Source organism: Pseudodesulfovibrio thermohalotolerans (assembly GCF_021353295.2).
GTDB lineage: Bacteria > Desulfobacterota > Desulfovibrionia > Desulfovibrionales > Desulfovibrionaceae > Pseudodesulfovibrio > Pseudodesulfovibrio thermohalotolerans.
In genome coordinates this window covers 2,255,299-2,280,294 of the sequence record NZ_CP120635.1, presented here as the reverse complement: position 1 = coordinate 2,280,294, position 24,996 = coordinate 2,255,299, and the positions used below count along the sequence as shown (strand labels likewise).

Annotated in this window: 24 protein-coding genes and 4 tRNA genes; 21 read left to right on the top strand and 7 right to left on the bottom strand. The window is 60.1% G+C overall.

What is annotated here, in order from left to right:
* Nucleotides 1-103: 103 nt before the first annotated feature.
* Nucleotides 104-487 (top strand): hypothetical protein, encoded by a 384-nt coding sequence (locus LF599_RS10920; RefSeq protein WP_279520772.1) that lies wholly within the window; start codon nt 104-106, stop codon nt 485-487.
* Here LF599_RS10920 and LF599_RS10915 read toward each other — a convergent pair.
* Nucleotides 484-1,044, bottom strand: a complete 561-nt coding sequence (locus LF599_RS10915) for a PilZ domain-containing protein (RefSeq protein ID WP_279520771.1) — start codon at nt 1,042-1,044, stop codon at nt 484-486. The genes LF599_RS10920 and LF599_RS10915 overlap by 4 nt on opposite strands.
* 255 nt (nt 1,045-1,299) lie before the next feature.
* Between LF599_RS10915 and LF599_RS10910 the strand changes: the two genes are divergently transcribed.
* The gene (locus tag LF599_RS10910; protein WP_269942422.1) at nt 1,300-1,443 is read left to right on the top strand and encodes a hypothetical protein; all 144 of its coding nucleotides are present in this window, start codon (nt 1,300-1,302) and stop codon (nt 1,441-1,443) included.
* Between the two features lie 109 nt (nt 1,444-1,552).
* On the opposite strand, the gene rfbA is transcribed toward LF599_RS10910, so the two are convergent.
* Nucleotides 1,553-2,434: a glucose-1-phosphate thymidylyltransferase RfbA gene (gene rfbA / locus LF599_RS10905; protein WP_279520770.1), complete on the bottom strand. Its 882-nt coding sequence runs from the start codon at nt 2,432-2,434 to the stop codon at nt 1,553-1,555.
* Nucleotides 2,435-2,572: 138 nt separating this feature from the next.
* On the opposite strand from rfbA, the gene LF599_RS10900 reads away from it, so the two are divergent.
* From LF599_RS10900 to LF599_RS10880, 5 genes are all read left to right on the top strand, one after another.
* A complete protein-coding gene (locus tag LF599_RS10900) occupies nt 2,573-3,304 on the top strand; it encodes a DUF1614 domain-containing protein (protein WP_279520769.1) in 732 nt (243 codons plus the stop codon).
* A gap of 17 nt (nt 3,305-3,321) precedes the next feature.
* Nucleotides 3,322-4,113: a MogA/MoaB family molybdenum cofactor biosynthesis protein gene (locus LF599_RS10895; RefSeq protein WP_279520768.1), complete on the top strand. Its 792-nt coding sequence runs from the start codon at nt 3,322-3,324 to the stop codon at nt 4,111-4,113.
* A gap of 99 nt (nt 4,114-4,212) precedes the next feature.
* Nucleotides 4,213-5,571: a TolC family protein gene (locus LF599_RS10890; protein ID WP_279520767.1), complete on the top strand. Its 1,359-nt coding sequence runs from the start codon at nt 4,213-4,215 to the stop codon at nt 5,569-5,571.
* 4 nt (nt 5,572-5,575) lie between these two features.
* Nucleotides 5,576-5,782, top strand: a complete 207-nt coding sequence (locus tag LF599_RS10885; RefSeq protein ID WP_279520766.1) for a dual CXXC motif small (seleno)protein — start codon at nt 5,576-5,578, stop codon at nt 5,780-5,782.
* Between the two features lie 46 nt (nt 5,783-5,828).
* Nucleotides 5,829-6,713, top strand: coding sequence for a lytic murein transglycosylase (locus LF599_RS10880; protein WP_279520765.1), 885 nt, complete (start codon nt 5,829-5,831; stop codon nt 6,711-6,713).
* A 6-nt stretch (nt 6,714-6,719) separates the two neighbouring features.
* Here the strand turns inward: LF599_RS10880 and LF599_RS10875 are convergent, their stop codons facing one another.
* Complete coding sequence (locus LF599_RS10875) at nt 6,720-7,829, bottom strand: glycosyltransferase family 4 protein (protein ID WP_279520764.1); 1,110 nt, start codon at nt 7,827-7,829, stop codon at nt 6,720-6,722.
* A gap of 72 nt (nt 7,830-7,901) precedes the next feature.
* On the opposite strand from LF599_RS10875, the gene LF599_RS10870 reads away from it, so the two are divergent.
* The 5 genes from LF599_RS10870 to LF599_RS10850 all read left to right on the top strand — a co-directional run bounded on the left by LF599_RS10870 (nt 7,902) and on the right by LF599_RS10850 (nt 14,516).
* On the top strand, nt 7,902-8,762 hold the full coding sequence (locus LF599_RS10870) for a glycosyltransferase family 2 protein (protein ID WP_279520763.1): 861 nt from the start codon (nt 7,902-7,904) through the stop codon (nt 8,760-8,762).
* Nucleotides 8,763-8,841: 79 nt separating this feature from the next.
* A complete protein-coding gene (locus tag LF599_RS10865; protein WP_279520762.1) occupies nt 8,842-11,502 on the top strand; it encodes a tetratricopeptide repeat protein in 2,661 nt (886 codons plus the stop codon).
* Between the two features lie 81 nt (nt 11,503-11,583).
* A complete protein-coding gene (gene gpmA / locus LF599_RS10860; protein ID WP_279520761.1) occupies nt 11,584-12,330 on the top strand; it encodes a 2,3-diphosphoglycerate-dependent phosphoglycerate mutase in 747 nt (248 codons plus the stop codon).
* A gap of 12 nt (nt 12,331-12,342) precedes the next feature.
* Nucleotides 12,343-13,437: an A/G-specific adenine glycosylase gene (gene mutY / locus LF599_RS10855; RefSeq protein ID WP_279520760.1), complete on the top strand. Its 1,095-nt coding sequence runs from the start codon at nt 12,343-12,345 to the stop codon at nt 13,435-13,437.
* 107 nt (nt 13,438-13,544) lie between these two features.
* Complete coding sequence (locus LF599_RS10850; protein ID WP_279520759.1) at nt 13,545-14,516, top strand: VgrG-related protein; 972 nt, start codon at nt 13,545-13,547, stop codon at nt 14,514-14,516.
* 284 nt (nt 14,517-14,800) lie between these two features.
* Here LF599_RS10850 and LF599_RS10845 read toward each other — a convergent pair whose 3' ends face one another.
* Nucleotides 14,801-16,315: an NFACT RNA binding domain-containing protein gene (locus LF599_RS10845; protein WP_279520758.1), complete on the bottom strand. Its 1,515-nt coding sequence runs from the start codon at nt 16,313-16,315 to the stop codon at nt 14,801-14,803.
* Nucleotides 16,316-16,345: 30 nt separating this feature from the next.
* Nucleotides 16,346-16,708: an RNA polymerase-binding protein DksA gene (dksA, locus tag LF599_RS10840; protein WP_279520757.1), complete on the bottom strand. Its 363-nt coding sequence runs from the start codon at nt 16,706-16,708 to the stop codon at nt 16,346-16,348.
* 226 nt (nt 16,709-16,934) lie between these two features.
* Here dksA and LF599_RS10835 point away from each other — a divergent pair.
* From LF599_RS10835 to LF599_RS10815, 5 genes are all read left to right on the top strand, one after another.
* Nucleotides 16,935-17,009 (top strand) — tRNA-Gly (locus tag LF599_RS10835).
* 8 nt (nt 17,010-17,017) lie between these two features.
* Nucleotides 17,018-17,092 (top strand) — tRNA-Cys (locus LF599_RS10830).
* Nucleotides 17,093-17,095: 3 nt separating this feature from the next.
* Nucleotides 17,096-17,170, top strand: a tRNA-Gly gene (locus tag LF599_RS10825).
* A 61-nt stretch (nt 17,171-17,231) separates the two neighbouring features.
* Nucleotides 17,232-17,306, top strand: a tRNA-Gly gene (locus LF599_RS10820).
* A 185-nt stretch (nt 17,307-17,491) separates the two neighbouring features.
* On the top strand, nt 17,492-18,511 hold the full coding sequence (locus LF599_RS10815; protein ID WP_279520756.1) for a hypothetical protein: 1,020 nt from the start codon (nt 17,492-17,494) through the stop codon (nt 18,509-18,511).
* A 121-nt stretch (nt 18,512-18,632) separates the two neighbouring features.
* On the opposite strand, the gene LF599_RS10810 is transcribed toward LF599_RS10815, so the two are convergent.
* The gene (locus LF599_RS10810; RefSeq protein ID WP_279520755.1) at nt 18,633-19,499 is read right to left on the bottom strand and encodes a DMT family transporter; all 867 of its coding nucleotides are present in this window, start codon (nt 19,497-19,499) and stop codon (nt 18,633-18,635) included.
* The gene (locus LF599_RS10805; RefSeq protein WP_279520754.1) at nt 19,496-20,500 is read right to left on the bottom strand and encodes a metal-dependent hydrolase; all 1,005 of its coding nucleotides are present in this window, start codon (nt 20,498-20,500) and stop codon (nt 19,496-19,498) included. Before LF599_RS10805 ends, LF599_RS10810 begins: the two co-directional genes overlap by 4 nt.
* Nucleotides 20,501-20,607: 107 nt before the next feature.
* Between LF599_RS10805 and LF599_RS10800 the strand changes: the two genes are divergently transcribed.
* The 4 genes from LF599_RS10800 (at nt 20,608) to leuC (ending at nt 24,984) form a co-directional block, all read left to right on the top strand.
* Nucleotides 20,608-21,255 (top strand): phosphatidylserine decarboxylase family protein, encoded by a 648-nt coding sequence (locus LF599_RS10800; RefSeq protein ID WP_269942444.1) that lies wholly within the window; start codon nt 20,608-20,610, stop codon nt 21,253-21,255.
* Between the two features lie 27 nt (nt 21,256-21,282).
* Nucleotides 21,283-22,050, top strand: coding sequence for a CDP-diacylglycerol--serine O-phosphatidyltransferase (gene pssA, locus LF599_RS10795; RefSeq protein ID WP_279520753.1), 768 nt, complete (start codon nt 21,283-21,285; stop codon nt 22,048-22,050).
* A gap of 137 nt (nt 22,051-22,187) precedes the next feature.
* Nucleotides 22,188-23,720 (top strand): 2-isopropylmalate synthase, encoded by a 1,533-nt coding sequence (locus LF599_RS10790; protein ID WP_279520752.1) that lies wholly within the window; start codon nt 22,188-22,190, stop codon nt 23,718-23,720.
* Between the two features lie 4 nt (nt 23,721-23,724).
* On the top strand, nt 23,725-24,984 hold the full coding sequence (leuC, locus tag LF599_RS10785; RefSeq protein WP_279520751.1) for a 3-isopropylmalate dehydratase large subunit: 1,260 nt from the start codon (nt 23,725-23,727) through the stop codon (nt 24,982-24,984).
* Nucleotides 24,985-24,996: the final 12 nt, after the last annotated feature.

Here is a 24,996-nt window from a genome sequence, read left to right as displayed (position 1 = left end):
GTAAAGCGGATTTAGTTCCGTAAAGGTGGTCGACGTCCTTCGCTCTCACTTGTTTTCCAGGAGTTCCACGGCTATATTCAACGTAAAAAATCAGGAGAATATCATGTCCAACGATGGTTTGTCGGAATTGATAGCGTATCTGGAAAAAGTGAACGCCGAGGTCGGGCGTATCGAGGCGGAAGGGGAACGTGCCCTGGCCGATGAGGGGCAGGCCGCTTTTCAGGCCTGCCTGGAACGAAAGGCCGCACTGCTGGCCGGGCTGGCTGAAAACTCCGAGGAACTCGTGGAAGGAATACCCGGCGCGATGGGCGACGATATCGCCGGGCGGCTAGAACGGTTCTCCACGAGCGCGGCGACGGCGCTTCGCATCGGCAGCGTCTTCTTCATGACCGCGTTGCTCTATCCCGAGGAGCACAAGCCGGGCGAACCCAACGACCTTGAGGCGTATATAATGGAATTGCGCGGGGAGGGCGGGGGCGAAGGCTAGTTCTTCGTTCCCCTGGTGGCGACCCGTCGGGCGGCGAGCTGCTTTTCGCCTTCCAGGACGAGGTGGTCCACCGCTTCCTCCTGCTTCCGGTCCATGTCTTTGAAGATGCAGCCGACAACGCCGCGTTCATGGCGCACGACTTCGCACGGGACGCCTTCCACCACTCGCCCGCCGTCCAGAAGCAGATCCATTTTGATCTTCGCTCCGGTCTTGATCCTGGGTTTTTCAAAGCTGAAGCCTAGGCCGGACGTGCTGATGTCGGTCACCGGATACGTCTTGCCCAATCGGGGAATGAAGACAGCAAGCCCTCTGACCGTGACGCGGAACGCTTTGCGCTTGGTGATTCGGCCGTCTTTTATGGTGATGCTGAAACCGAGGGCGGCATCATCGACCGGATCGGCGTGGAAGGTTTCGTTTCGGCTCGTGGCCGAGGGCGGCGAGGCCGTTTTCGTGCCTATGCGGACGTCTGCCGTGGACCCGGCAGTATCGGGCGCGGCCGGGGAGCCGCCTTTCCCGGATCGGGAGAATATCTTGCCCAGAGAGTCCAGAATGCCCATGTTCTGTCGTTTGTTGAAGGGTTTCGCGTCTGTCGATAATATTAGGCCAAAGCCGAGGTTCTGACAAGCATACCAGGGCCGGGCCGGTCACGGCGGCACGTCCGGCCTCTGCCTTCGCAAGGCAGGGGGGCTGACAATGGATTCGGTTTCTCCCGGAGGAATCGGCCAAATGGCGGGAGGGGGTTGACAACAAGCCTGTTCGAGGGGCAATAAGGTATATCTTTCAAGTAAATTGGGCGAGCGAGGAGGAATAACATGATTGGCGAACTGCTTCACGGCATGACTCAGAGCACCGGCGCCGGATTTGTCGGCGTGTCCTTGATTTTCATCTATCTGGCTTGGATTCTCGCCATAGGCGTCATCCGCGTGCGCGAGGCCATGCACGAGAACCACCACTAGAACGTGGAAAACGCGATTTCAGAATCGCGTCTCGAATTCTTTTTCCGCGAAGCCGCTTCCCGTTGTCGGGGGAAGCGGCTTCGTCGTTTTTGGTATTCGGGCAGCCGAATCAGAACATGCCGGGAGCTTCCTTGGCCACTTCCATTAGGTAGCGTCCATAATCGTTGTTGCTCATTTCCGAGGCCAGGCGCATGAGCTGGTCGCGTGAGATGAAGCCCATGCGGTAGCCGATCTCCTCGGGGCTGGAGATGACGTATCCCTGCCGGGCCTGCACCGCGCGAACGAAGCCGGACGCCCCGTGTAGTGACTCGTGGGTGCCCATGTCGAGCCAGGCGTAGCCCCGGCCCAGGGTCTGGACCTCCAGGTCGCCGCGTTCGAGATAGAGCTTGTTGATGTCCGTGATCTCAAGCTCCCCGCGCGCCGACGGCTTGAGCGACCGGGCCATGCCGATGACGTCGTTGTCGTAGAAGTAGAGGCCCGTGACGGCGTATTTCGATTTGGGGCTGGCCGGTTTTTCCTCGATGGAGAGCGCCTTGAAGTCCTTGTCGAATTCGACCACGCCGTAGCGTTCCGGGTCCTTGACCAGATAGGCGAAGACCAGGCCGCCCTTTTGCAGGCCTCCGGCCGACTTCAGGATGGAGCCGAGGCCGTGACCGTGGAAGATGTTGTCTCCGAGCACCAGGCAGACGTTGTCGCCGTCGATGAAATCCTCGCCGATGAGAAAAGCCTGGGCCAGTCCTTCCGGTCTGGGCTGTTCGCGGTAGCTCAGGTTCAGGCCTAGCTGGGAGCCGTCGCCGAGAAGTTTTTTGAAATTGGGCAGGTCGTGGGGAGTGGAGATTATCAGGATGTCCCGGATGTCCGCCAGCATCAGGGTGGACAGAGGGTAATAGATCATGGGCTTGTCGTAGACGGGCAGCAGTTGCTTGCTGACCACCCTGGTCAGCGGATGGAGCCGTGTGCCGGAGCCGCCCGCGAGGATGATGCCTTTCATGTGTGCCTCTGAGTGCTTTGATTTACTTCGATTTCAAGTTAGGATACATCCCAACTGCGTGTATGTTGCCTTACTATAGGGCCGGGATAAAAGCAAAAGCGAGAGGCCCGGGCGCATCCTTAATCCAAGGTGTATATAATGTATCCGTATTTTCAATATTCCGGCGGCATCATCCCGGCACTGCTCCTTTTGGTGGCGCTTTTCTTTCTGTTCGTCTTTCTGCCGGTGTCCCTTGTGGCCGACGCCTTTTCCAAGCTGGGGCTGACTCCGGCGCAGGGCGTGCTCATGTTCATCGCCATCCTGCTCGGGCGCATGGTGAATATCCCGGTTCATACCAGTGAGCGGCTGGTGGTGGTCAACAAGCCACGCACCGTCAGCTTCGGGCTGGACGAGAGCGGCCGTCCCGTGCGCATCGACGCGGGCGGGGAGAGCGAGCTGAAGAAGCAGGTCTTCGCCATCAACGTGGGCGGCTTTCTCATGCCCCTGCTTCTGAGCATTACCTTCATTATACGCCAGCACATGATCTTTCAGGCGGACGGGGTGTACCCGTGGATCGGCTTCGTCATGCTCATGGTCGCGGGGGGATGCTACGCCATGTCAAAACCGGACCCCGTCACCGGCGTCCGCATTCCCCTGGTCCTTCCCGCCCTGATAACCTTTCTGTGCGTGTATTTCTTCGTGCCGCAGGAGTACCGGCCCGTGGCCGCCTATGTGGCGGGGACCATGGGGGCCGTGCTCGGCGGCAACATCATTCCGCTCCTGACGCCGCGTTTCCGCAACCAGGTGGGCACGCAGTTGGTTGCCATCGGCGGTCCCGGCATCTTCGGCGGCGTGTTCGTGGCCGGTATCCTGTCGGTCCTGTTGGCCTGATAAGCAAGGGAGAGACCATGTCCTGCAAGAATCTGAATTTACGGCTGGAGGCCCCGGTGAAAAAAGGCGGCCTCATCCATCTGTGTTCTCTCGCCGGGGGAGCGTTCCCGGCTCCTCTGGTAACGGATACGATCCGCCCCGGCCTGCTCGTGGGCGATCGGCTCACCGGAGACGGCGGCGCGTTTTTGGTCCGTTCGGCCGCCTGGCTGACTCAGGGAACGGAAGACGCGTCCCGCCCCTTGTATCTTGTCGAGGCTCTCGACGATATGACGCCGGGCGAAGGGCGTTTTGAAGTCTCGCGTACCGGTTACGCCCTGGCGTGGATCACCTTGAGCGACAAGGGAGCCAGGGGCGAGCGCGTGGACGAATCCGGCCCGCTGGTGGGCAGGCTCGTGGGCGAGGCCCTGGACCTGAACTGCGTGCAGGGATTCGTCATTCCGGACGAGGAGGGCCAGCTCAAGGGCCTCCTGGCTGACTTGGCCCTGACTCAGGGCTTCGATCTCATCCTGACCACGGGCGGCACGGGCGTCGCTCCCCGGGATGTTTCTCCCGAGGCGACGCTGGCCGTCATAGAGAAGCGTCTGCCTGGCTATGAGCGGGCCATGACCGCGGCCAGTCTGGCCAAGACACCGCACGGGGCCATCTCCCGCGCCGTGGCCGGAACCTTGGGGCGGGCACTTGTCGTCAACATGCCCGGCAGTCCCAAGGCCGTGGCGGAATGCCTCGCCCCCCTGTTGCCGACTTTCCGGCATACTTTGGAGAAGCTCCAGGGCGATCCGTCCGACTGCGCGGTGTTACGCAACGATTGATCTTTTGGGCTTGCGGCCTGGAAAGAGAGTTGATAAACAGTTGGATTGATGATTGTTGATGGTTCAACTTAACGTGCAATTTCAGGCAGGAATTCGAATATGAACTGTACCCGGTTGTTTTTGGCCCTGATTTTTTCGACCCTCCTGGCTTCGGCCGGTATTGTTTTCGCTCAGGATGCCGATCCGGCAATGAGCGTCTCGGAGACGGACGACATCTCCGGTCCCTACGATCTTGGACGGTGCGTGCAACGCGCCTTGACGTCCAATCCGAACATGCAGGCCATTCGAGCTCAGTTGAAGGGTGCGGAATTCGGCCAGAGGTCGGCGTTGGGGCAGTTCGGACCCGCTTTCGGCGCGGCTTTCGGGTATACCCATTACAATCGCGGCAATTCCTACAGCGGTCAGGAAGATGATTGGGTCGCCTCCCTGAATCTTTCCCAGCCGATTTTCCAGGGCTTCAACCTCCTGGCCAACTGGCAGAAGGCCAAGTTGAATCGAGAGTCCACCGAGGCTTCTCTGACCAATGTTGAATTGACCCTGATCGAATCCGTCCAGGCCAACTTCCTGTCTCTGCTCAAGGCGCGCATGGACGTCAAGAGCGCCGAGGATTCTGTGGCCCGTTTGGAATCCCAGCTCAAGGTGACCAACGCTTTCTACGAGGTCGGACTGCGGCCCAAGGCCGAGGTCTTGGACGCCGAGGTCGATCTGGCCACCGCCAAGCAGTTGCTTCTCACGTCGCGCAACAGCGTCTCCACCCAGGAAGCCCAGCTCAACACCTTGCTGAACATTCCCCTGGAAGCCCCGATCCAGTATGTGGGCGAACTGCGGTACATTCCGTTTGATCTGACCCTTCGGGACTGCCTGACCCGGGCCTACGCGCATCGCCCTGACCTGATTATCGGCCAGAAGAGCGTGGAAATGGCTCAGAAGGACGTGACCATGTCCGAGAGCAGTTTCTATCCTTCGGTCACCGGCCGTTGGGATTACGTCACCCGCGGCGACGATCCGTCCGTCAGCGGCAGCGGCTACCGTTCCGAGGCTTCCAGCGAGTACTGGACCGCCGGGGTGGACGCCACCATGGAAATTTTCCAGTGGGGCGCCGACTACTACGATTCCAAGCGTTACGACGAGATGGTCAAGCAGATGCAGGCCGACCTGGAGAACACCAGGCTCAACGCCGGGTTCGAGGTCAAGAGCTCCATCCTGAACCTGCAGGAAGCGGCCGACCGCATTTCCGTGGCCAAGAAATCCGTGGTGGCCGCCGAGGAGGCCTACCGCATGGCCGTGGCCCGCTATCAGGCCCAGGTGGGCACCAACACCGATGTGCTCAACGCCCAAGAGCGCCTCAGTCTGGCCGAAGCTCAGCTTTCCCAGGCCCTGGCCGATTACGGCACCGCCGTTTCCAAGCTTTACGTGGCCATGGGCGAGAAGAACCTTGGCCTCAAGGAGGTCAAGTAGCCCCATGACGTTCGGGCGCAAACGCACTTGGCATGCCAAGGGCATGGAATGCGAGAAGTGCGGTCTCGACCTGACCGCATATAGGGGATGCCGCGAGGTTACGCTGAAGTGTCCATCCTGCGGCGCGGTCTATGATCTCAGGAAGTTTTCGTCGCAGATGGACGAGGATTTCGAGGAGGAGATGGGGTTTGTGCCCATGGATCGAATTTGACTCGCAGCCCAAAAGGCGCATGAAACGCGCGGCCATCGGAATTTCGTTGGCCGCCGTTTTTGTTTGTGTCCTTGGACTGGCGGCCGCAGCGTCGGGTGGCCTGTGGGACCCGCTGGTGGGCCGTCTCGCGGAGGACGGGTTTGAGCGGCGCAAGGTCGCTTATCTGTTCTCCAGTCCGGACCTGGAGTTCAAGCCCGAGATCATGGCCCGCAAGATGAACGTCCTGCTCAACACCCGGCTTTCCTCCAGAGAGCCAGGCCCTCGGGCCGAACCGCAGGTCATGGATCGCTATCTGAATCCGTTGCTTATCGCCGGAGCCTATGCCTTTTACCGTGAACACCGCGCCGATTTGACCCTGATTCATGAGGAGTTCGGGGTGCCGGGTGAAATCCTGACCGCGCTTATGTTGCTGGAGACCCGGCTGGGCATGAGCGTCGGCGACCACAACGGTTTCACCATACTGGCCTCCATGGCCCTGGCTGGAGATTTTGAGCTCATCCGCGATCGCATCGAACGGACAGACTTGTCCGACGAGACCATGGACTGGCTCAGAAGGCGGACCCGGGAGAAGGGAGATTGGGCCTATGAGGAACTCAAGGCGCTCATTCGCTATGCCCAGGGCATCGGACAGGACCCGTTGACCATCCGCAGCTCGGTGTACGGCGCCATTGGCCTGTGCCAGTTCATGCCGACCAATGCGGAACATTACGGCCGGGACGGGTCCGGAGATGGGCGTATCGATCTTTTCGAGATGCGGGACGCCCTCTACAGCATGGCCAACTTCGTGGCCGCGCATGGCTGGAAGGATTCCATGACGCCGGAGCAGAAGCTCAAGGTCATCTATCGCTACAACCACTCCGAAAGCTACGCCCTGACCGTTCTGGCCGTGGCCGACAGGATCGCCAAGACCCGCGAGCTGTTCGGGGGCTGATTCGGATCAGGCGTCTTCCAGAAGACTCTGGTAGAGGTTCAGCGTCCGCTTGAGGAACTCGTCCAAGGTGAGCTGGGACATGGTCCGTTTCTGGGCGGCCAGGACCTGTTCGCGCAGATCCGGATCGGTCGCCACGCCTTTTATGGCTTCGGCCAGTCCATCCACGTCCTCGGGTTTTACCAGCACGGAGGCGTCCACCAGATCGGGCATGACGCCCACGTCGGTGGAGACCAGCGGCCGTTCGGCGGCCATGATTTCCAGCGCGGAGCGGGCGATGGCCTCGGACCACAGCGAGGCGACCACGCCGATGTCCAGCGCGCTGACGCAGGCGGCCACGTCGTCCCGCCTGCCGCTGATGCGGGTGATGTCCTCAACCCCGGCAGCCCGGATGTGCGCTTCGATCTGGTCGGTGGTCATGGCCGTGTCGAAGCCGATGAGCAGAAGACGGATGTTGTCCATGCCCTGTCGGCGCAGGGCGGCCACGGCCTCGATGGTTTCCTTGTGTCCCTTGACCCGGTCGAACCGTCCGAGCAGGCCCACGACGAGGTCGTCCGGGCCGAAGCCGAACTCTTCACGGACCCGATCCCGACCAGCCTGGTCGAAGTGGAATTTTGCGGTGTCCACGCCGCCGTGGATGAGCCATAATCCGGGGCCGGGGGTACGCATCTTGTGCAGAAAATATTCGGCCATGCGCCGATTGGTGACCACCACGGCGTCGGAGACGCCCGAGTGGAGCCAGCGATTGATCGCGTCGGAGCGGGGCGGACGCTGGTCGCCCCGGGTGCGCACCAATTGATAGTGGAAGCCGAAGAGTTTGAGCAGTCCCCACAGGAAGAAGCCTTCACCCCGGTGGCAATTGACGATTTCCGGGCGGTGCGTCCGCAGGAGTTGTATGATATGCCTTGCGGCGGCGGCGAAGCGCAGGGGATTGGTGGTGTTCAGGTCGACGGAAACGGTTTCGAGCCCGGCTTCACGGGCCATGGCCTCGGATTGCGTTCCGGCCTGCGTCAAGACCAGGACCTCGTGACCGGCATCGGCCAGGAGTTTGCTTAAGGTGATGGCGTACCACGCCGTCGCGTTGAACCAGCGGACATTGATGACTTGAAATATTCTCATTGATTGCGCCTGGGTGGACTGTTGGATACACAACATGACAGTTCACGACGGCGAAAGCAAGGGCTCTGATACATGAAAAACAGTCTGGTCTCCATAATCCTGCCCACTTACAATCGGGCGGAATACATAGGCAGGGCGCTCGAATCGGTCCTGTCGCAAACCTACGGCAACTGGGAGTGCCGGATCGTTGACGACGGCTCCACCGACGACACCGAAGCGGTCCTTTCCCGGTTCGACGATCCGCGCATTCACTACAGCCGTCAGGAGAACCAGGGGGTTTCCGGGGCGCGCAACACAGGCATAGCCTCGTGCCTCGGCGAGGTCGTGGCTCTGCTCGATTCCGATGACGAATGGATGCCGCACAAGCTCGAAACCCAGCTCGCGTACATGGCGGGGAACGGCTACGAGATCTGCCAGACCGAGGAAATCTGGTATCGCGGCGGCAGGCGGGTCAATCAGCCCGCCCGCTACGCCAAGCCCGAGGGGTGGTTCTTCGAGGCTTCGCTGGAGATGTGCCTGATTAGTCCGTCGTGCACCATGTTCACCCGCAAGGCGTGGGAGGTCATGGGACCTTTCGATACGGCCATGCCTTCCTGCGAGGATTACGACATGTGGCTGCGGGCCTGTCTGCATTTTCCGGTGGGACTGGTCCGCGAGCCGTTGACTGTCAAGCATGGCGGCAGGCCGGACCAGCTCTCCGTCTGCGTGCCGTGCGCGGACCTGCACCGCATCCGCGCGTTGATGAAAATCCTGCAAAGCCGAAAACTTGACGACACCTTTCGGGGGCTCGCCCTGGATTCTCTTCGGCGAAAGGTTGAAATTTATATGCAAGGTTGTGAAAAAAGAGGAAAAAGTGAAGAAGCGCAACGTGTTTGGAACCTGTTTTGCATGGTGCGCGACGGGAAAGATATTCCCCTGAATACGTTGAGTTAGCGCATGTCGCGCGGTCCGGCCGCGCAACATGCTTCGTCCCCGTGGAGAAGGATGCCCGTCAGCGGCGAGAGGTGGCCCCGTGCAGAATATAAGCAAGCTTCTGGAGACCCTGCCCGTCATCAGCCAGTCCCGGCTGGTGGCCTCCGGCTTCGGCATATGGGTTGTCTGGAAGGGCGACCTGCACGGCGTGGTGGACAATACCCTCCAGGAGTTCGGCGCCCTGTGCGTGGCCAGGGAAGGTGAGCAGGCCCTTTGGTATTGCAACACCGTGGAGGTGTTCCGGGCCATTGCCAGGTTGCAGGTTTGGGCCAGGGTCAATCCCATGCCGGTTTTCTGCCAGTTGGTGCCCCTGACTTTTCTGGCTGGCTACAACCTCGAATTTTCCGTATCCCTGTCCGTGGAACTGGACCGCCAGCGGGTGGCACCTCCGAATGATTTCGAAGTGGTCGTCCATCCCGGCCTCAAGGAGCGCATTCAATCCGTGGCCGGGTTGTCCACCGAACCCGCCGGGAGCATGGACGGGCTGGCCAACGTCAAGTGGCTGCGGCTTGTCGCCGACCAGGGGCTCGACTACGAGTCCATGCTTCGCTGGTATTTCATCATCAAGCCGCTCGGGCGCATGTCGGACAAGGAGAGCATTGTTGGCTGGCGCGATTTTTCCACCGACATCATCGAGCTTTTGCAACGGCTCGGACTCAAATACATTTCCGACGTGAAGGAAGGGGCGCTCTTCCTGCCTCTCGACAATTTCCGGCTGCTCAAGAGCTTTTGCACGGAGATAGTGAATCTCATCCGCTGCAACAAGGAAGCCTCGGACAAGAAATATTGGCCCGTGGTCATGGCCGCGGTGCCCCAGGGCGACCTGCATTTCACCGCCGATCTGCCCCGCAAGGTCGGGTTGGATTGGAATCGGCTCACCCCGGACTATCCCCACGTGCGCTTCATGGACGGCTTTTTGCTTTCTCCCTGGTTCCGCATGAACGAAGCGCGCTACGGAGCCGGGCCGGTTTCCCTGGACTCCTGGTGCACCCTGTCCCTGCGGGACGCCGAAGGAAGCAGAGGATACGGGACCATGCAGGTGCCCCTTCCCAACGCGTTGGTGGCTTCCGACGGGGGCGGCGAATGCTTTTATTGCGGGCTCAAAAATCACGAGGCCTCCCAGTGCCCCAGCAGGAAGATTGTCACTCCTCAGCCCCAGGTCTGGCGGTTGCTCGCCAAGGCCGACTTCAACGATTTCTCCGACGGGTTCGCCAGCCTCGACACCGATCTGAGCAAGGAGGATTTCGTCTCCGGTATCCTCAAAGTCATGGAATCCAGGGACGACCTGGAGAGTTTGTTGGCAAGGGCGGTTTTCGAGATTAATGTTCCGGTCCAGCTCAGAACCCTGAAGCTCGTCTGGCGTTGCCGGAGCAAGGAGTGGGACGGAGCCTTCAAGCAGTTGGCTCCTCAGGAGGGGGACTATATCTGGGAGGCTCTGGACTGCCTGGAAAAGGGCGACATGGACAATTCCGAGCGGTTTCTCAAGGACGCTCAGATCAAGTACCCGAGAAGCTATCAGCCTCAATCTCTTTGGGGCTATTGGTATCTGGAGAGGGGCGATACGACCCAGGCCATGTTCCATTGGCAGGAGGCCGAGCGCATGAGCTACACCCCATTGCAGCAGGGGTGCATGGCTTTCCTTCAAGCGAGGCTCATGGAGGTCGAAGGGGACTACAAGAACGCCATCAACACCTACAAACGGGTCAACACTCTGGCCCCGAGTTGGCTTCAGCCGGTTTATCGGCAGGCCGTGTGCATGGTCAAGATGGGCTTTACCGGCCAGGCAATGGACACGCTTTTCGATCTCGTGGACCGCGATCCGAATTACTTTAATCGCATCCTCGTTGATCCCGAACTCGATCGCGGTAGGGTGCAGTTATTGAGCGCCATGTGGGAGAAGTGGAACGAAGCCGAGAAATCGGTGGAAACGACCCGCAAGCAGGTGGAGGATTTGACCGACGACATTTCCAGGCGGTTCGACGAAACCCACCCCTATTTCGAAGCGGCCAACGAGGAGCTGGACCGGCTGCGCGGCTTCGGGCAAACCAATAATTATGTGGCCTATCACCAACTGCTTCAGGGAACGGATAAATTCCGGGCGGGCCTTGATGACGAGGTCAGGCGGGAGGTCAAGCGGATCAACGCGAACATCGGCCACCTGACGGAACGGGTGCGGGGTATTCAGCGGGAGGCCGCCTGGTTCCCGTTTCCCAAGCTCCTCAGAGAATTCAACAAGGAATTCAACCACTGTGTGGACAAGATCAACTGGATTCGCACCCAGCGCCTCCAGGAGGCGGACAATTTTCGCAAATCCTTGCGGTTCTCCGACGAGATCGAAGAGCATATCGACAGCCTTCAGGGCCGCCTCGTCACTTTGCGCATCATCCGCGACGCCACCCTGTTCATCCTCATGCTCGGCCGCAGTTTCATCTGGCTTGAACTCATCGGCCTTGGTATCCTGCTCGTCGCCTTGCCTTCGCTCATCTATTTTACCCAGGGCGTTGAGGGGAACATAATCCTTGATACCATCAAGGACCCGAGCCAGCGGTGGGAAATATCCAAGGGGCTGGTCATCATCCTGAGCATTTTGTGCGTGGCGGCGGCGGCCATCAAGAGCGCGCTGACCTTCGACAAGCGCAAGCGCGAGCTTTTCGATCAGATCGACAAGGAAATTCGCGGTTCGACTTCCAAACGTTACTGACTTCGGCGGGCCGTCCTTTCCAAGCCTCCCGTTCTCGGGCTATGATGTCGTGTCGTAAAGCGAACACGAAGCGGAGGCGTCATGCGTAAATTGGTATTGATTCGGCATGGGCAGAGTCTGTGGAACCTTGAAAACAGGTTCACGGGCTGGACCGACGTGGACCTGACCGAGCAGGGCTTGCGCGAGGCCGAGCACGGCGCAGGGCTGCTTTTGGAACAGGGGTTCACCTTCGACGTGGCCCATACCTCCCTGCTCAAGCGGGCCGTCCGCACCCTGTGGCGCGTTCAGGACGTGATGGATCTCATGTGGCTGCCCGTATTCAAGACCTGGCGGCTCAACGAGCGGCACTACGGCGCATTGCAGGGGTTGAACAAGGCCGAAACCGCGAAAAAATACGGGGACGAGCAGGTTTTTGTCTGGCGTCGCAGTTTCGACACCCCGCCGCCGGAACTTGACCAGGACGACGATCGGTTCCCCGGCAACGATCCGCGCTACGCGTCCCTCGCTCCGGAAGACCTGCCGCGTTGCGAAAGTCTCAGCCTGACCATTGACCGGACCATGCCTTACTGGTTTGACACCGTCGCCCCACAGGTGCGCGCCGGGAAGCGGGTGCTTATCGTGGCCCACGGCAATTCCCTGCGCGGGCTGGTCAAGTTCCTGGACGGTATGTCGGACGAGGAGATCACCACCCTGAACATTCCCACCGGCCTGCCTCTGGTTTATGAGCTGAACGATGATCTGACCCCCATCAGGCATTACTATCTGGGCGATCCCGAGGAAGCGGCAAGGGCCGCCGAAGCGGTTGCCAACCAGGCCAAGGGAAGGTAAACAACTCCGGTCATGGATGAGACCGGATTCACTCGCGCGCTGCTTGGCTGGTATGATGCCAATGGACGGGACCTGCCCTGGCGGCGACATCCCGAGCCCTACGCCGTATGGGTTTCCGAGATCATGGCCCAACAGACCCAGATGGATCGGGTGGTGGAATACCACACCCGGTGGATGGGGCGTTTCCCCGACATTCATTCCCTTGCCGAGGCCCACGAGGAGGACGTCCTCAATCTGTGGGAAGGGCTCGGCTATTACTCCCGCGCCCGCAACATGCGCCGCGCCGCGCACCTTATCGAGGAGCGATTCGGCGGCGACTTCCCTTCCGACATCGAAGACATCCGCTCCCTGCCGGGAGTGGGGGACTATACGGCCGGAGCCGTGGCGTCCATCGCCTTCAACCAACGTGAGCCCGCTGTTGACGCCAACGTTCTTCGGGTCTTCGCCCGTCTGCTGGACATGGATATCCCGGTCCGCGACAGGGCCGGGCGCAACATGATTGAGGACGCCGTCCGGCGGATCATCCCCGCCGACCGGCCCGGCGATTTCAACCAGGCGATCATGGAGTTCGGGGCATTGGTCTGCCGCAAGAATCCCCTTTGCGAAACCTGTCCGGTCCGCGAATACTGCCGCGCGCTTGAGGCGGGCACCGTGCCGCTTCGTCCGGTGCTTCCCGTGTCCAGGCAACCCATTCGTATCGACATGGCCACCGGCTTTCTGGTCCACGAGGGCTGCGTGCTTATTCAGAAGCGCAAGCTCACCGATGTTTGGCCCGGCCTTTGGGAATTTCCCGGCGGGTGCGTCGAGCCCGGCGAGACCTCCGAGCAGGCTCTCAGACGCGAGTATCTGGAAGAAGTGGAGCTGGCCGTGGAGCCTGTCGAGAAGATCACCGTGGTCCGCTACAGCTACACCCGTTACCGGGTGACCATGGACTGCTTTCTTTGCCGCTATGCGGGCGACCCCACCGAGCCGGTCTTCAATGAGGCGGTCCGGGGCGGCTTTGTGCGTCCGGCCGAGCTTTCCGGCTACGCCTTGCCTTCCGGGCACCGCAAGCTGGTTGACCATATGCTCGCCGATATGCGTTTCTCCCACCTGTTCACGGATTGATCCCCGACCATTCCTTCGTGCTGCATTCATAGGCACGGCCTTTGCTTCTCATTCAGCGGACCCGAGCGGGGGTCATTTTTTTGACGTCTTCAGCGCAGGAGCAGCCCATGTCCATCGGCAGGATAAACGGTTACGAGACCCTTAACGCAACGCAGGATTCATCCGGTGCGCGCGATGCCCGGCAACTGGCCTTGCGGACTTCCTTTGATAACCAGATGCGCATGACCCGCGCGCTTTTCGGCAACGACTCCGGCGGGACCGGCGACGAGTCCGGCGCTGGGTCTTTCGATGTCTCAGTCATCAATGATTCTCAGGTCCTTGAGGCGTTGTCCGCCATCTCCAGCATCATGCGCGACGAAGCCGCTCTTCAAACCGCCAACGGTTCGCCTTCAGCCCGTCAGCAGGGTGCCCGTGAAACGGTCCGGACCGGCGGTCCGGCCCATATCCCGGGAGAGCTCTCGGCGCGGTTCGAGTCGGGCGACGCGGGTGTGGCGGCTATCGGTTACGACCGTGTGGGCGGGACTTCCTATGGCAAGTATCAAATCGCCTCCAAGCCGGGCACCATAGACGAATTCTTGACGTATCTCGATGATGCACGGCCCGAGTGGGCGAATCGTCTGCGCGAGGCCGGTCCGGCCGACACCGGCTCGAAGCAGGGTGCCATGCCGGGCGTCTGGCAGGCCATCGCCGCCGAGGATCCGGCCGGATTCGAAAAGGCCCAGCACGATTTCATCGCCCGCCAGACCTATGCCCCGGCCCGGGCAATGATTCTGGAACGCACCGGCCTGGATTTCGATAACGCCCCGCCCGTTCTTAAAGAAGTCCTTTGGTCCACTTCGGTTCAGCACGGCCCGACCGGCGCGGCCAACATCTTCAACAAGGTCATCGACAAGTTCCTGGGGCACGGACAAAACGACGATTTCAACGCCCAACTTATCGAAGGCGTCTACGAATCCAGGAAAGGCCAGTTCGGCTCGTCCACCGTCGGGGTCCGGCGCAGTGTGGCCGACCGCATGGATTCCGAAAAACAACTGGCCCTCAACATGCTCCAAAAAATGTCCGTCAACCGTATGGTGTAGACGAGGCGGTGCCTCCGGGGCCAGGGGAAGAGGAAGGAAAACCCTTTCGGTGAAAGGTTCTTTCCTTCCTCTTCCCCCGCCCCCCCATCTCCATTCTTTTCCAAAGCCTTTTATGTTGCTTTGCAAGTGTGAGTGGCGTGTTGGGGAGTTCTTTTTTACGGATTGTGGGGTTAGCCTCTCTGGTAGAAAAGAAGCTTATCTTATTGCGGAGCTTCGGCTGCGCGGAAGCACATATAAAAAGTTTCGGAGGGAGAGGGGGGGGGTAGGGGGGCCAGGAGGCATTCCTACGCCAATCGGCTGTCCAGATCGGGGTCCAGGTCGACACGCAGCGTGCCGAGTTTGCGGTCCACGGCCACTTGGCCGAGGTTGAATCCCTTGACCTTGCGCACATCCTTGACCAGGGCGTACATGATGTCGGCCTTGCCATCGTCCTTGCGATAGCTTTTGAGTCCGCAGAGCGCGGCTGCCTGGATCAGGGATGCTTCGGGCACGTCCTGACCAGGGTGGTCGCGTTTGAGAATGACGTGGGAGCTGGGGCCGTCTTCAGCGTGGAACCAGTAATCGAAGGGCGAGGCCGCCTTGCTGAGCATGTGGTGGTTGGCCTGTTTGTTCTTGCCGCGAATGACCGTGAAGCCGTCGGTGGTGCGGAACAGGCTGACGGCCAGGCCGCGAAATCGTTTGGGCAGGGCGGCAGGGCCTTCCGGCTCGGGGGAAGATTGGTGCGCGGCGGGATGTATTTCAAGCGTTCCGTCCTCGGCCTTGGCAAGCTGGGAGAGCAATTCCCGGCGGCGTCGTTCGATGTGCGGAAAACCTCGTTGCGCCTTGGCCGACAGCTTGAAATACCGCTCCATATTCTCGGTGGGAGACAGGAAGGGATTGAGGGGGACGGTCATGGTTCCGTGCACGGGGTGCGATACTTCCACTGATTCGAGCCCTTCGGCGTTCTTGAATCGATACAGCTCGGCCTGCAATGCCTCGGCCTTGATCTGTTCGGCGGCAAGGGTTTCGAGCCGCGCCTGTTCTTCGTCCAGCCGGGCGAGGTTGCGCTTGAGTTTCTTGCGCACGCGCTTGAGCTGCACGGTTTGCGCCTTGTCCTCTTCCATGTCGAGCAGGGGGAAGAGAGTGCTCTCGCCGTAGGCGCGGGCGGCGTCAACGGCCGAGGCGAACACCTCGTCGTCGTTGCCGTTCGGCCAGGCCGTGGGAGGCTGTCGGCGGTCGCCGGATCGGGGAATGTGAAATTGATCGGCGGAGGCGGTGGCGACGCGGAAGTAGAGGGCGTGGGCCTGGTCTTCCGGAAGACCAGCCAGGACCTTGCGCAGGAGCGGCGATATGTGCGGATAGGCGCGCCAAATTTCAGGATCGTCGAGGACGTCCTCCAGGGCGGGCCATTCCGGCTCGTCTGAAAAGGATTGTGGCAACTCGTCGGCCAGGGTCATGCCGGTGCGGCAGTCGAGGATGAGGAAAGTTTTGCCGTCCGGGTCGGTGCGTGGGGTGAGCTCGAACGCCAGCCGCAGGTTGGGCCAATCCCGGTGCACCGCCAGAATCTTGCGGTTTCGCAGCCGCTTGCGGAACCACATGGCCATGGCCGGAGCGGTTTGCGGGTTGACGGGCTTGACCGGGGAAAGAAATAAATGGCCCGCCGATTTGGCGGGCCTGAAGATCATGTGTAGAGGTTCGCCCGTGTTCTGGATGGCCAGCACCCAGACTCCGGGGGCCGGGCCGAATACCTTGTCTATTCGGCGACCGGATAGAAAGGACGCGAGTTCCGCGCTCAGGAAGCGGAAAAAGTTGGCTTCCATGGCCGTTTTCGTCCAAGACCGGGGAGGCGGCTAATCGCCGCGGACGGCCTCGTCCTCTTCCTGTTTGCTTTTGCAATTGATGCACAGCGTTGTCATGGGTCTTGCCTTGAGTCGGGCGATGGAGATGTCGTCGCCGCACTCCTGGCAGATACCGAACTCGCCGTCTTCAATGCGGTTGATGGCCTGTTGGATCTTTTTGATGAGCTTCCGTTCGCGGTCGCGCAGACGCAGTGTGAAGGCGCGGTCGCTTTCGGCCGTGGCCCGATCAGCAGGATCGGCGTAGACCTCTCCGGATTCGGTCATGTCTTCGATCGTTGCCTCGCTTTTCTGGAGGATATCGTCGAGCATACCGTTCAAAGTTTCCTTGAAGTACTTCAGGTCATTGGCTTCCATTTGAACCTCCCCTCTGATAGTGAGCAATCTGTTTGAGGAGCTAAGGGTGCACACACAGTTCTACTGAATTAAAGCGCGTTGGTATACCAAAAAGGCTCAAAAAGTAAAGTCTTTCCGTTAGGGTTAAAAATACAGGATGTTCATATGCCTCAGGATTTTAAAAAAAATCATAGAATCCGCTTGACACCTGAAAGGGGCACGGGTAAACAGTGGTTCGCTTTTGAGGGCGGGAATAACTCAGTGGTAGAGTGCAACCTTGCCAAGGTTGAAGTCGCGGGTTCAAATCCCGTTTCCCGCTCCAAAAAAGTCGGCGACATAGCCAAGTGGTAAGGCAGAGGTCTGCAAAACCTCCATTCTCCGGTTCAAATCCGGATGTCGCCTCCACCGGCGGGAATAACTCAGTGGTAGAGTGCAACCTTGCCAAGGTTGAAGTCGCGGGTTCAAATCCCGTTTCCCGCTCCAGCCAATTGGGCCGGTCTCTGCGAGAGACCGGCTTTTTTGGGGGGAGTCTCCATATCACCACGCGGGAATAACTCAGTGGTAGAGTGCAACCTTGCCAAGGTTGAAGTCGCGGGTTCAAATCCCGTTTCCCGCTCCAGGCAATCAGGCCGACCTCAATGAGGTCGGCTTTTTTTGTGCCGAGTTAATCCCTTATCAGCTTGTTTTTGTGGAATTAGTGAGAAATTGCGACTTTTGTGCGACGTTTCTTTCATCGCCGGTATGGTCCGTGCAAATACGGGCTGGACGGCAACAATTTCCACTAACACGACCGTTCCAGCGACCATGAGCAAGACAAGCGTACATAATATGTTCGATCCGACGCACAGCGCGGTATCCGGCGGGGTGACCGGCTCTCCTCTCGCCTCGGCGGGAATGCAGGCCCGCAACTTCACGGCCTTGGTCGGTTGTCAGGCCCCGGCCATCGTCCCGGAATTTTATACCTCCGATTCCCTGGCTTCGGATGTGGAGCATCTGTGCGACCCCGGCGAGCCCGTCTCCGATGCCCGCCTCCTCAACGTCGCAGTGAAATATTTCTTTGCCTACGTACATGAGAACGCGCATCGCGATCCGGTGCCCTACGGCGAGCTGGCCGCGTTGTATGAGCGGTTTTCACGCCATCAGTCCATGAACGAGCCGGGAGACGATATCGAGATCATGAACCGGCTGCGTATGTGGTCGCCGGTGCTGCGGGTTCTGGCCGACGCTCCCAAGGCAGCTCACCTTATGCGTGCGGTCCTGTCCAGAACGGAAACGGTCCGGGAAAACGGTTCCTTTCTCGGCGTGGATATCGGAGCGGGGACCGGCATCATGCTGCTTGCCATGCAGATACTGGCGCGGCGCGGCAGGTGCGCGGATATACAGACCTTGGGCTACCAGAGCGACCCGCTGTCCGGGGAAAGAACGCACGATTTGATCCATTCGCTGGGCGCGGGAGCCGTCATGTTGGCCGATCCGACCCGGCGCAACGCCTATGCGCTGGTCCGTGGCCGGTCGGTTGATTTCGTGGCTAACGAGATCATGGCGGGCATCCAGCAGACCCTGGCCGCGGATAATTGTTTCGACAAGTATCGCGCATTCTTCGAAGCCGTGGGCGACAGTGTGGATCGGGCCGAATTCTTTCCGGAAGGACTCATAGCGCATAGCGCGGCCACTCGTGCATCGGTCATCCTGGTTCGCGAAAATGGCTTCCAGCCGCCGACGGAGTATCTTGGCGAGAAATTCATTCCCCAGGGGCTCATTCTCGAAGGCCGCGTGGTGCCCATGCATAGGCTTGGCGGGGATTTCTACCGCTGCCTGACCTGATTTCGATTTGATCCGAAATATGTAAGCGCCCGGTTCTTCCGGGCGTTTTTAGTGTTCGCGACCGGGGCCGGGGCGGCGATCGGGCGAGGTGTGGGCTTGAGGAAGATCGTCGGGCCGGGCGTTATCCCCACAGGGCTATGACGGCCGCTCCAGCGGTCATGATGACCGTTCCGAGCAAGCGGAACCGTATGCCGCTTTCATTGAAGAGAATCCAGCCGTACAGGACCGAGAAGATGCCGGTCGTCCTCTTGATGGTAATCATATAGGCGGCCGCGGTCATGGACATGGCCAGGTTGTGGCAAATGATCTCTGCGAAGACGATCAGTCCGGCCGCCGTCCCAAGGAGCGGCCTTCGTGTGAGGCTTTTGAGCGAGGCCCTGCCCGTCCATATCAATATGAGTGTCAGCAGCAGGCCGTAGAGGATGAATACGGACAAGGCCGCGAACATGGGGGAGGAGTCCAGGATCATGACTTTCCCGCCCACGGAGGTCAGGCCGAACAGGAAAGCGACGATGAGCATGAGCCCTGAACCTGGTTCTTTCCAGATGGCCCGTATGGGACCGATAAATCCGTACCGGGCGGCATCGAGATTGAGTACGTAGCCGCCCACGACCACCAGGAGCATCCCAGCGACGCCGGGGACGGAGAGCGTTTCATCCAGAATGAAGCCGCCGGTGAACAGGACGAAGACCGGGGTGAAGCTCAGAAAGGGCAGGGTCAGGGATAGGGGCGACATGCGGATGGCCCTGTAATGCAGGATGATGGATATCATGAGCACGGGCAGGACCCAGGCCAGGGACGGGAGGAATCTCGGCCCGATGGCCGGAATTGCGATGAAGGGCATGGCGAGGACCATGAGCGGCATGGCGTAGAAATAGGGAATGAGGCTCATTTCCCAGGCCGAGAGGTCGGAGAAGAACCGTTTCATGAACGCGGAGTTGGTGGCCATGAAAAAGGCCGCCCCCAGGGAGAGCGCGAACCATGTCACTTGGGCGGTTCCCCGGCGTCGCCCCTGGAACTGACGCCGCCCTCGAAGGACCACGCCGTGATGTGGCCGGAGCCGTCGAGGTGCGCGGTGAGGGTGAACGGCGGTTCCCTGTCGCGATAAACCCACGCCATGGCCGGACTGGTGGAGGTGAACCGCAGGTCATGGAAGATCAGGGTCCTGCCGTCGGGAGTTTCGGTCTCCTCGACATAGGGCCACTTGGAAAACCATGCGTAGGTGGCGAACATGGACTGCTGTTCTCCGAGCTTGCGCAATACCCGCTTGTCCGCCCGCCTGACCCGCAGGGGCGCGTCTGGTTCGCCGTCGCCGAACAGGTCCATGGTGTCGAGGAGGTAGTCCGGTCCGGCCGTGACGACTACCTTCCAGAAACGGGGCGACAGCGCGTCCGGAGTGACGTGGACGTGGCCGTAGGCAACACCCTTGGCGTCGAGCTGGCGGGCGTAGACTGTTTGGAGAATCGCTCCCATCCCCATATTGGCCAGCGGATAGATGAAGAACCAGGCCATGCCAGCGAGGGCTATGGCCTGGCGGCGAGTCTTCAGGAACAGGGCCGTGGCGATCAGGCCCAACGCCGTGAAGGTGAAGAGCGGGTCGATGATGAACGCCCCGTCCAGGGCGAAGCGGTGGTTGGAGAAAGGCGCGAGCAACTGGGTGCCGTAGGTGGTAATCAGGTCGAGCCAGACGTGTACCAGAGTCAGGGCATAGAACAGGGGCGCGATTTTGGTGAACGGAGTGCGCGGGGAGACCAGCTTGTACAGACCGGCCAGGGCCAGGGCGAGGAACAGGGTGCCGAAGACGGAGGTGCTGACGCCCCGGTGATAGAGCAGGTCGAACTCGGGATCGTTGTTGCCGAAGAGGATATCCACGTCGGGAATCCAGGACGCGAGCACGCAGGCGGGCACGAGGTGCTTCGCCTCGGGAAACCACCTGCGGGCGGCCATGCCGCCGAGCAGGCCCGACGAGAGGTGCGTGACCGGATCCATATCATGGGGTATACCTTGGGAGGAATATATTGTAAAAAACAAACTTGCGGTTTGAGGGAGCCGGGGGTAAGGACCGTGAAATTCTTTTGAAAGGAGCTCGACGCGCTATGTTGAAACCGTCTGTCGGCGTTGCCCTGGAAGGGGTGCCCTATATAATAATCGCTGCATTCACGACCCTGATTTTCGCCATCATGGGCTGCTGGCCCATGGCCTTGCTCGGGCTCGCCGCCACCGCTTTCATCGGTCATTTCTTCCGTGATCCGGAGCGTGTCGGACCTGAGGACGCGGAAGCCGTGGCCGCTCCCGCCGACGGCAGGGTCATCAAGATAGACCGCGCCATCGATCCCGTCACCGGCGACTCCCGCCAGTACATCGCCATCTTCATGAACGTCTTCAACGTGCATGTGAACCGGATGCCGGTCAGCGGAAAGATTGAGACCATCCGCTACATCCCCGGAAAGTTCTTCAACGCCTCCTTCGACAAGGCGAGCGAGGACAACGAGCGCAACATCGTGGTCGTCACGGGCAAGGGCAATCAGCGGTTCACCATGGTCCAGATCGCGGGGCTTATCGCCCGCCGCATCGTCTGCTGGGCCGAGCCCGGAGATAAGCTCAAGCGCGGAGAGCGGTATGGTTTGATTAAATTCGGATCAAGAGTTGACCTTTACATTCCGGATGGCTATGTACCAACTGTCGGTGTCGGTCAGAAGACCGTCGCGGGCGAAACGGTACTGGCGGAGAAACGGACCGCCTGATCCGGAAATACGGAATAAACGATTGCCATGGTTGAGGAAAAATTGCCGCGCCATAAAAGTGTCTACCTTCTGCCGAACCTGCTGACTACGGCCAGCCTGTTTGTCGGCTTTCTGGGACTCACCTGGGCCATTCAGGGGGATATCGCCTCCTGCGCCCTGTGTATCCTGGCAAGTTGCGTGTTCGACGGATTGGACGGCAAGGTCGCGCGCATTACCAACACGCAAAGTGAATTCGGCGTCCAGCTCGACTCCTTGGCCGATCTGGTAGCCTTCGGCGTGGTTCCGGCAGTCATGTCCTATCTCTGGGTTCTGAACGATTTTGGCCGCCTCGGCCTCATGGCCGCTTTCCTGTTCATGGCCTGCGGGGCTTTGCGTCTCGCCCGGTTCAACGTCCAGGCCGCCATCACCTCCAAGAAGCATTTCGTGGGCCTGCCCATCCCGGCCGCCGCCTGTACGTTGGCCACTTTGGTGCTCTTCTCCGAGTACGTGCCGCAGGAATACATCCATTCCGTGGTTTCGGTGGGCACTCTGGTTCTCGTCTATGTGTTGTCCTTCTTCATGGTCAGCACTATTCGCTTCTACTCCTTCAAGGAAATTGGCGCCTTCAAGGCTCACCCCTTTAGCTGGATGGTCACCGCGATTTTGCTCTTCTCGCTCATCGCCTCCCGTCCCAAGGTGCTTGGTTTCGTCTTCTTCCTGGGCTACCTCGTGTCCGGCCCTCTCTACACGCTCTTCCTACTATCCCGCACCAACAAGCGACTACTGCGGGATGGCTCCAAGAAAGAGCTGAGCTAGACTCCTCATCCCATATCAGTACGTCGTACTGACCCTTATCGCCACGCTACCCCGTGCGGGTTTTGCGCTTGGCGGTTGCATATCCGTTGTCAAACATTTAGAACATATCCCCGCAGGGGGAACCATCGGAGGACACCATGGCAGACAGAGTGTACGTATTTGACACTACCTTGCGTGACGGCGAACAGTCTCCGGGCGCGACCATGAACCTGGACGAAAAAATCCGCATGGCCCGTCAGCTCGAAACCTTGGGCGTGGACATCATCGAGGCCGGCTTCCCCATCGCCAGCCAAGGTGATTTCGAGGCGGTCCAGGCCATTGCCGCGGCGGTCGAGAAACCGCAGATCGCCGGGCTGTGCCGCGCTGTGACCAAGGACATCGACCGTTGCTGGGAGGCCATCAAGGACGCCAGGCATCCGCGTATCCACACCTTCCTGGCCACCAGTGAAATTCACATGAAACACAAGCTGGGCAAGACTGCCGACGAGGTCATCGAGATGATCGAGAAGGCTGTCAGCCACGCCCGGAAGTACACCGACAACGTGGAGTTCTCTGCCGAGGACGCCTCGCGGTCGGACTGGGATTTCCTGGTCAAGGTCGCCGAGACGGCCATCGACGCCGGGGCCTGCGTGGTCAATATCCCTGATACCGTGGGCTATACCCAGCCTTTCGAGTATTACGAGCTCACCAAGTACCTCATGGACAACGTGCGGAACATCGACAAGGCCATGCTGTCGGTCCATTGCCATAATGACCTTGGTTCGGCTGTGGCCAACTCTCTGGCCGCCGTCAAGGCAGGTGCGCGGCAGGTGGAGTGCACGGTGCTCGGCATCGGCGAGCGCGCGGGCAACGCGGCCCTTGAGGATTTGGTCATGGCGATCAACACCCGCAAGGAGCTCTACAACGTCGAGACGGGCATCAACACCGAGCAGATTTTCCCGTCCTGCCGACGTCTCTCCCAGATTATCGGAATGCCCATTCCGCCCAACAAGGCCATTGTGGGCGCCAACGCCTTTGCCCACGAGTCCGGCGTGCACCAGGACGGTGTGCTCAAGAACCGTCTGACCTACGAGATCATGACCCCGGCTTCCATCGGGCGCACGTCAAACGACATTGTCATCGGCAAGCATTCCGGCTCGCACGCCGTGCGCAAAAAGGCCGGTGAACTGGGCTACAAGCTGGACGAGGAACAGATCTCCGTGCTCTTCAAAGCCGTCAAGGATTTGGCTGACAAGAAGGAGCAGATCTTCGACGAAGACGTGGAGGCGCTCATCCTGGAGTCCGTATACCGCCGCAAGGATCGCTTCCGCCTGGTGGACATGTCCGTGTTTTCCGGCACCGGCGACGTTCCTCCCCATGCCGCCACGGTCATGGAGTTTGGAGCCGAGGGCGATGCCGAAATTCGCAAAACCAGCAATTTCGGTGAAGGCTCCATTGACGCTGTGTTCCAGTCCATCTACTCATTAGTAGGCGTGTCGCCGAAACTCGAAGTCTACTCGGTCAATGCCGTGACCGAGGGAGCCGACGCCTTGGCCGGCGTTGCCGTGCGCATCGAGTTCGAAGGCATCAAGGCCGTAGGCCGTGCCAACGACGGCGACGTGGTCAAAGCCAGTGCTTTGGCCATGATAAACGCATTGAACCGCTTGGAAAAAGCGAAAGAGGAGAAATAAAACAATGGGGCAGACCTTAGCAGAAAAGATTTTGCAGAACCACACGGACCAGGAGGTCACCGGCACCGGGCAGATTGTCCAGTGCAGGGTGGACATGGTGCTCGCCAACGACATCACCGCCCCCCTGGCCATCAAGTCCTTCAAAGCGATGGGCGCGAAAAAGGTCTTCGACCAGGACAAGGTGTCCCTGGTCTGCGATCACTTTACTCCCAACAAGGACATTGATTCCGCCGAACAGGTGAAGGTGGTCCGCGAATTTGCCGAGGAAATGGGTGTGACCCATTACTACGAATGCGGCGAGGTGGGCGTGGAACATGCGCTCCTGCCAGAGAAGGGCATCGTCGGTCCCGGCGACATCGTCGTGGGCGCAGACTCCCACACCTGCACTTACGGCGGCCTGGGCGCGTTCGCCACGGGCATGGGCTCCACCGATATCGGTGCGGCCATGGCCCTGGGCGAGACCTGGTTCAAAGTGCCGCCGACCATCCGCGTGAATTTCACCGGCACCCCCGGTCAGTACGTGGGAGCCAAGGATTTCGTTCTCAAGCAGATCGGCATTCTCGGTGTGTCCGGCGCGCTTTACAAGGCACTCGAATATGGCGGCGAGGTTGTGGACAACATGTCGCTGGAAGGGCGCATGACCATCGCCAACATGGCCATCGAAGCTGGTGGCAAAGTCGGGCTTTTTCCGGCCGATCAGAAGGCCCTGGACTATTCCCATAACGCCGGTTTCTCCGGTGGCGAGCTTATGGCCGCCGATGAGGATGCCGTGTACGAGCGGGTGCTCGACATTGATGTGACCGGCATGGCTCCGCAGGTCGCCTGTCCGCATCTGCCCGAGAACGTCAAGCCCGTCGACGAGACCGCCGGGCTCAGGATTCATCAGGCCGTCATCGGCTCCTGCACCAACGGCCGCATCGAGGATATGCGTCTTGCCGCCGAAGTGCTCAAGGGCCGCAAGGTTGATCCCAAGGTGCGCTGCATCATCTTGCCCGCCACTCCGTCCATCTGGAAGGCGTGCATGAAGGAAGGGTTGATGGAAATCTTCATGGATGCCGGTTGTATCGTGGGACCGCCCACCTGCGGCCCCTGTCTGGGCGGCCACATGGGCATCCTGGCGGGCGGCGAACGCGCCATCACCACCACCAACCGGAACTTCAAGGGCCGTATGGGCTCCCTGGAATCCGAGGTCTTCCTGTCCAACCCCGCCGTGGCCGCCGCCTCCGCCGTGGCCGGTGAGATCACCAACCCCGCCAAGCTGTAGGAGGGCGCAATA

Bases quoted from the DNA above. Each gene is read 5' to 3' on its own strand.
- LF599_RS10920 (WP_279520772.1), top strand. From the start codon at position 104: ATGTCCAACGATGGTTTGTCGGAATTGATAGCGTATCTGGAAAAAGTG.
- LF599_RS10915 (WP_279520771.1), bottom strand. From the start codon at position 1,044: ATGGGCATTCTGGACTCTCTGGGCAAGATATTCTCCCGATCCGGGAAA.
- LF599_RS10910 (WP_269942422.1), top strand. From the start codon at position 1,300: ATGATTGGCGAACTGCTTCACGGCATGACTCAGAGCACCGGCGCCGGA.
- rfbA (WP_279520770.1), bottom strand. From the start codon at position 2,434: ATGAAAGGCATCATCCTCGCGGGCGGCTCCGGCACACGGCTCCATCCG.
- LF599_RS10900 (WP_279520769.1), top strand. From the start codon at position 2,573: ATGTATCCGTATTTTCAATATTCCGGCGGCATCATCCCGGCACTGCTC.
- LF599_RS10895 (WP_279520768.1), top strand. From the start codon at position 3,322: ATGTCCTGCAAGAATCTGAATTTACGGCTGGAGGCCCCGGTGAAAAAA.
- LF599_RS10890 (WP_279520767.1), top strand. From the start codon at position 4,213: ATGAACTGTACCCGGTTGTTTTTGGCCCTGATTTTTTCGACCCTCCTG.
- LF599_RS10885 (WP_279520766.1), top strand. From the start codon at position 5,576: ATGACGTTCGGGCGCAAACGCACTTGGCATGCCAAGGGCATGGAATGC.
- LF599_RS10875 (WP_279520764.1), bottom strand. From the start codon at position 7,829: ATGAGAATATTTCAAGTCATCAATGTCCGCTGGTTCAACGCGACGGCG.
- LF599_RS10870 (WP_279520763.1), top strand. From the start codon at position 7,902: ATGAAAAACAGTCTGGTCTCCATAATCCTGCCCACTTACAATCGGGCG.
- gpmA (WP_279520761.1), top strand. From the start codon at position 11,584: ATGCGTAAATTGGTATTGATTCGGCATGGGCAGAGTCTGTGGAACCTT.
- mutY (WP_279520760.1), top strand. From the start codon at position 12,343: ATGGATGAGACCGGATTCACTCGCGCGCTGCTTGGCTGGTATGATGCC.
- LF599_RS10850 (WP_279520759.1), top strand. From the start codon at position 13,545: ATGTCCATCGGCAGGATAAACGGTTACGAGACCCTTAACGCAACGCAG.
- LF599_RS10845 (WP_279520758.1), bottom strand. From the start codon at position 16,315: ATGGAAGCCAACTTTTTCCGCTTCCTGAGCGCGGAACTCGCGTCCTTT.
- dksA (WP_279520757.1), bottom strand. From the start codon at position 16,708: ATGGAAGCCAATGACCTGAAGTACTTCAAGGAAACTTTGAACGGTATG.
- LF599_RS10815 (WP_279520756.1), top strand. From the start codon at position 17,492: ATGAGCAAGACAAGCGTACATAATATGTTCGATCCGACGCACAGCGCG.
- LF599_RS10805 (WP_279520754.1), bottom strand. From the start codon at position 20,500: ATGGATCCGGTCACGCACCTCTCGTCGGGCCTGCTCGGCGGCATGGCC.
- LF599_RS10800 (WP_269942444.1), top strand. From the start codon at position 20,608: ATGTTGAAACCGTCTGTCGGCGTTGCCCTGGAAGGGGTGCCCTATATA.
- pssA (WP_279520753.1), top strand. From the start codon at position 21,283: ATGGTTGAGGAAAAATTGCCGCGCCATAAAAGTGTCTACCTTCTGCCG.
- LF599_RS10790 (WP_279520752.1), top strand. From the start codon at position 22,188: ATGGCAGACAGAGTGTACGTATTTGACACTACCTTGCGTGACGGCGAA.
- leuC (WP_279520751.1), top strand. From the start codon at position 23,725: ATGGGGCAGACCTTAGCAGAAAAGATTTTGCAGAACCACACGGACCAG.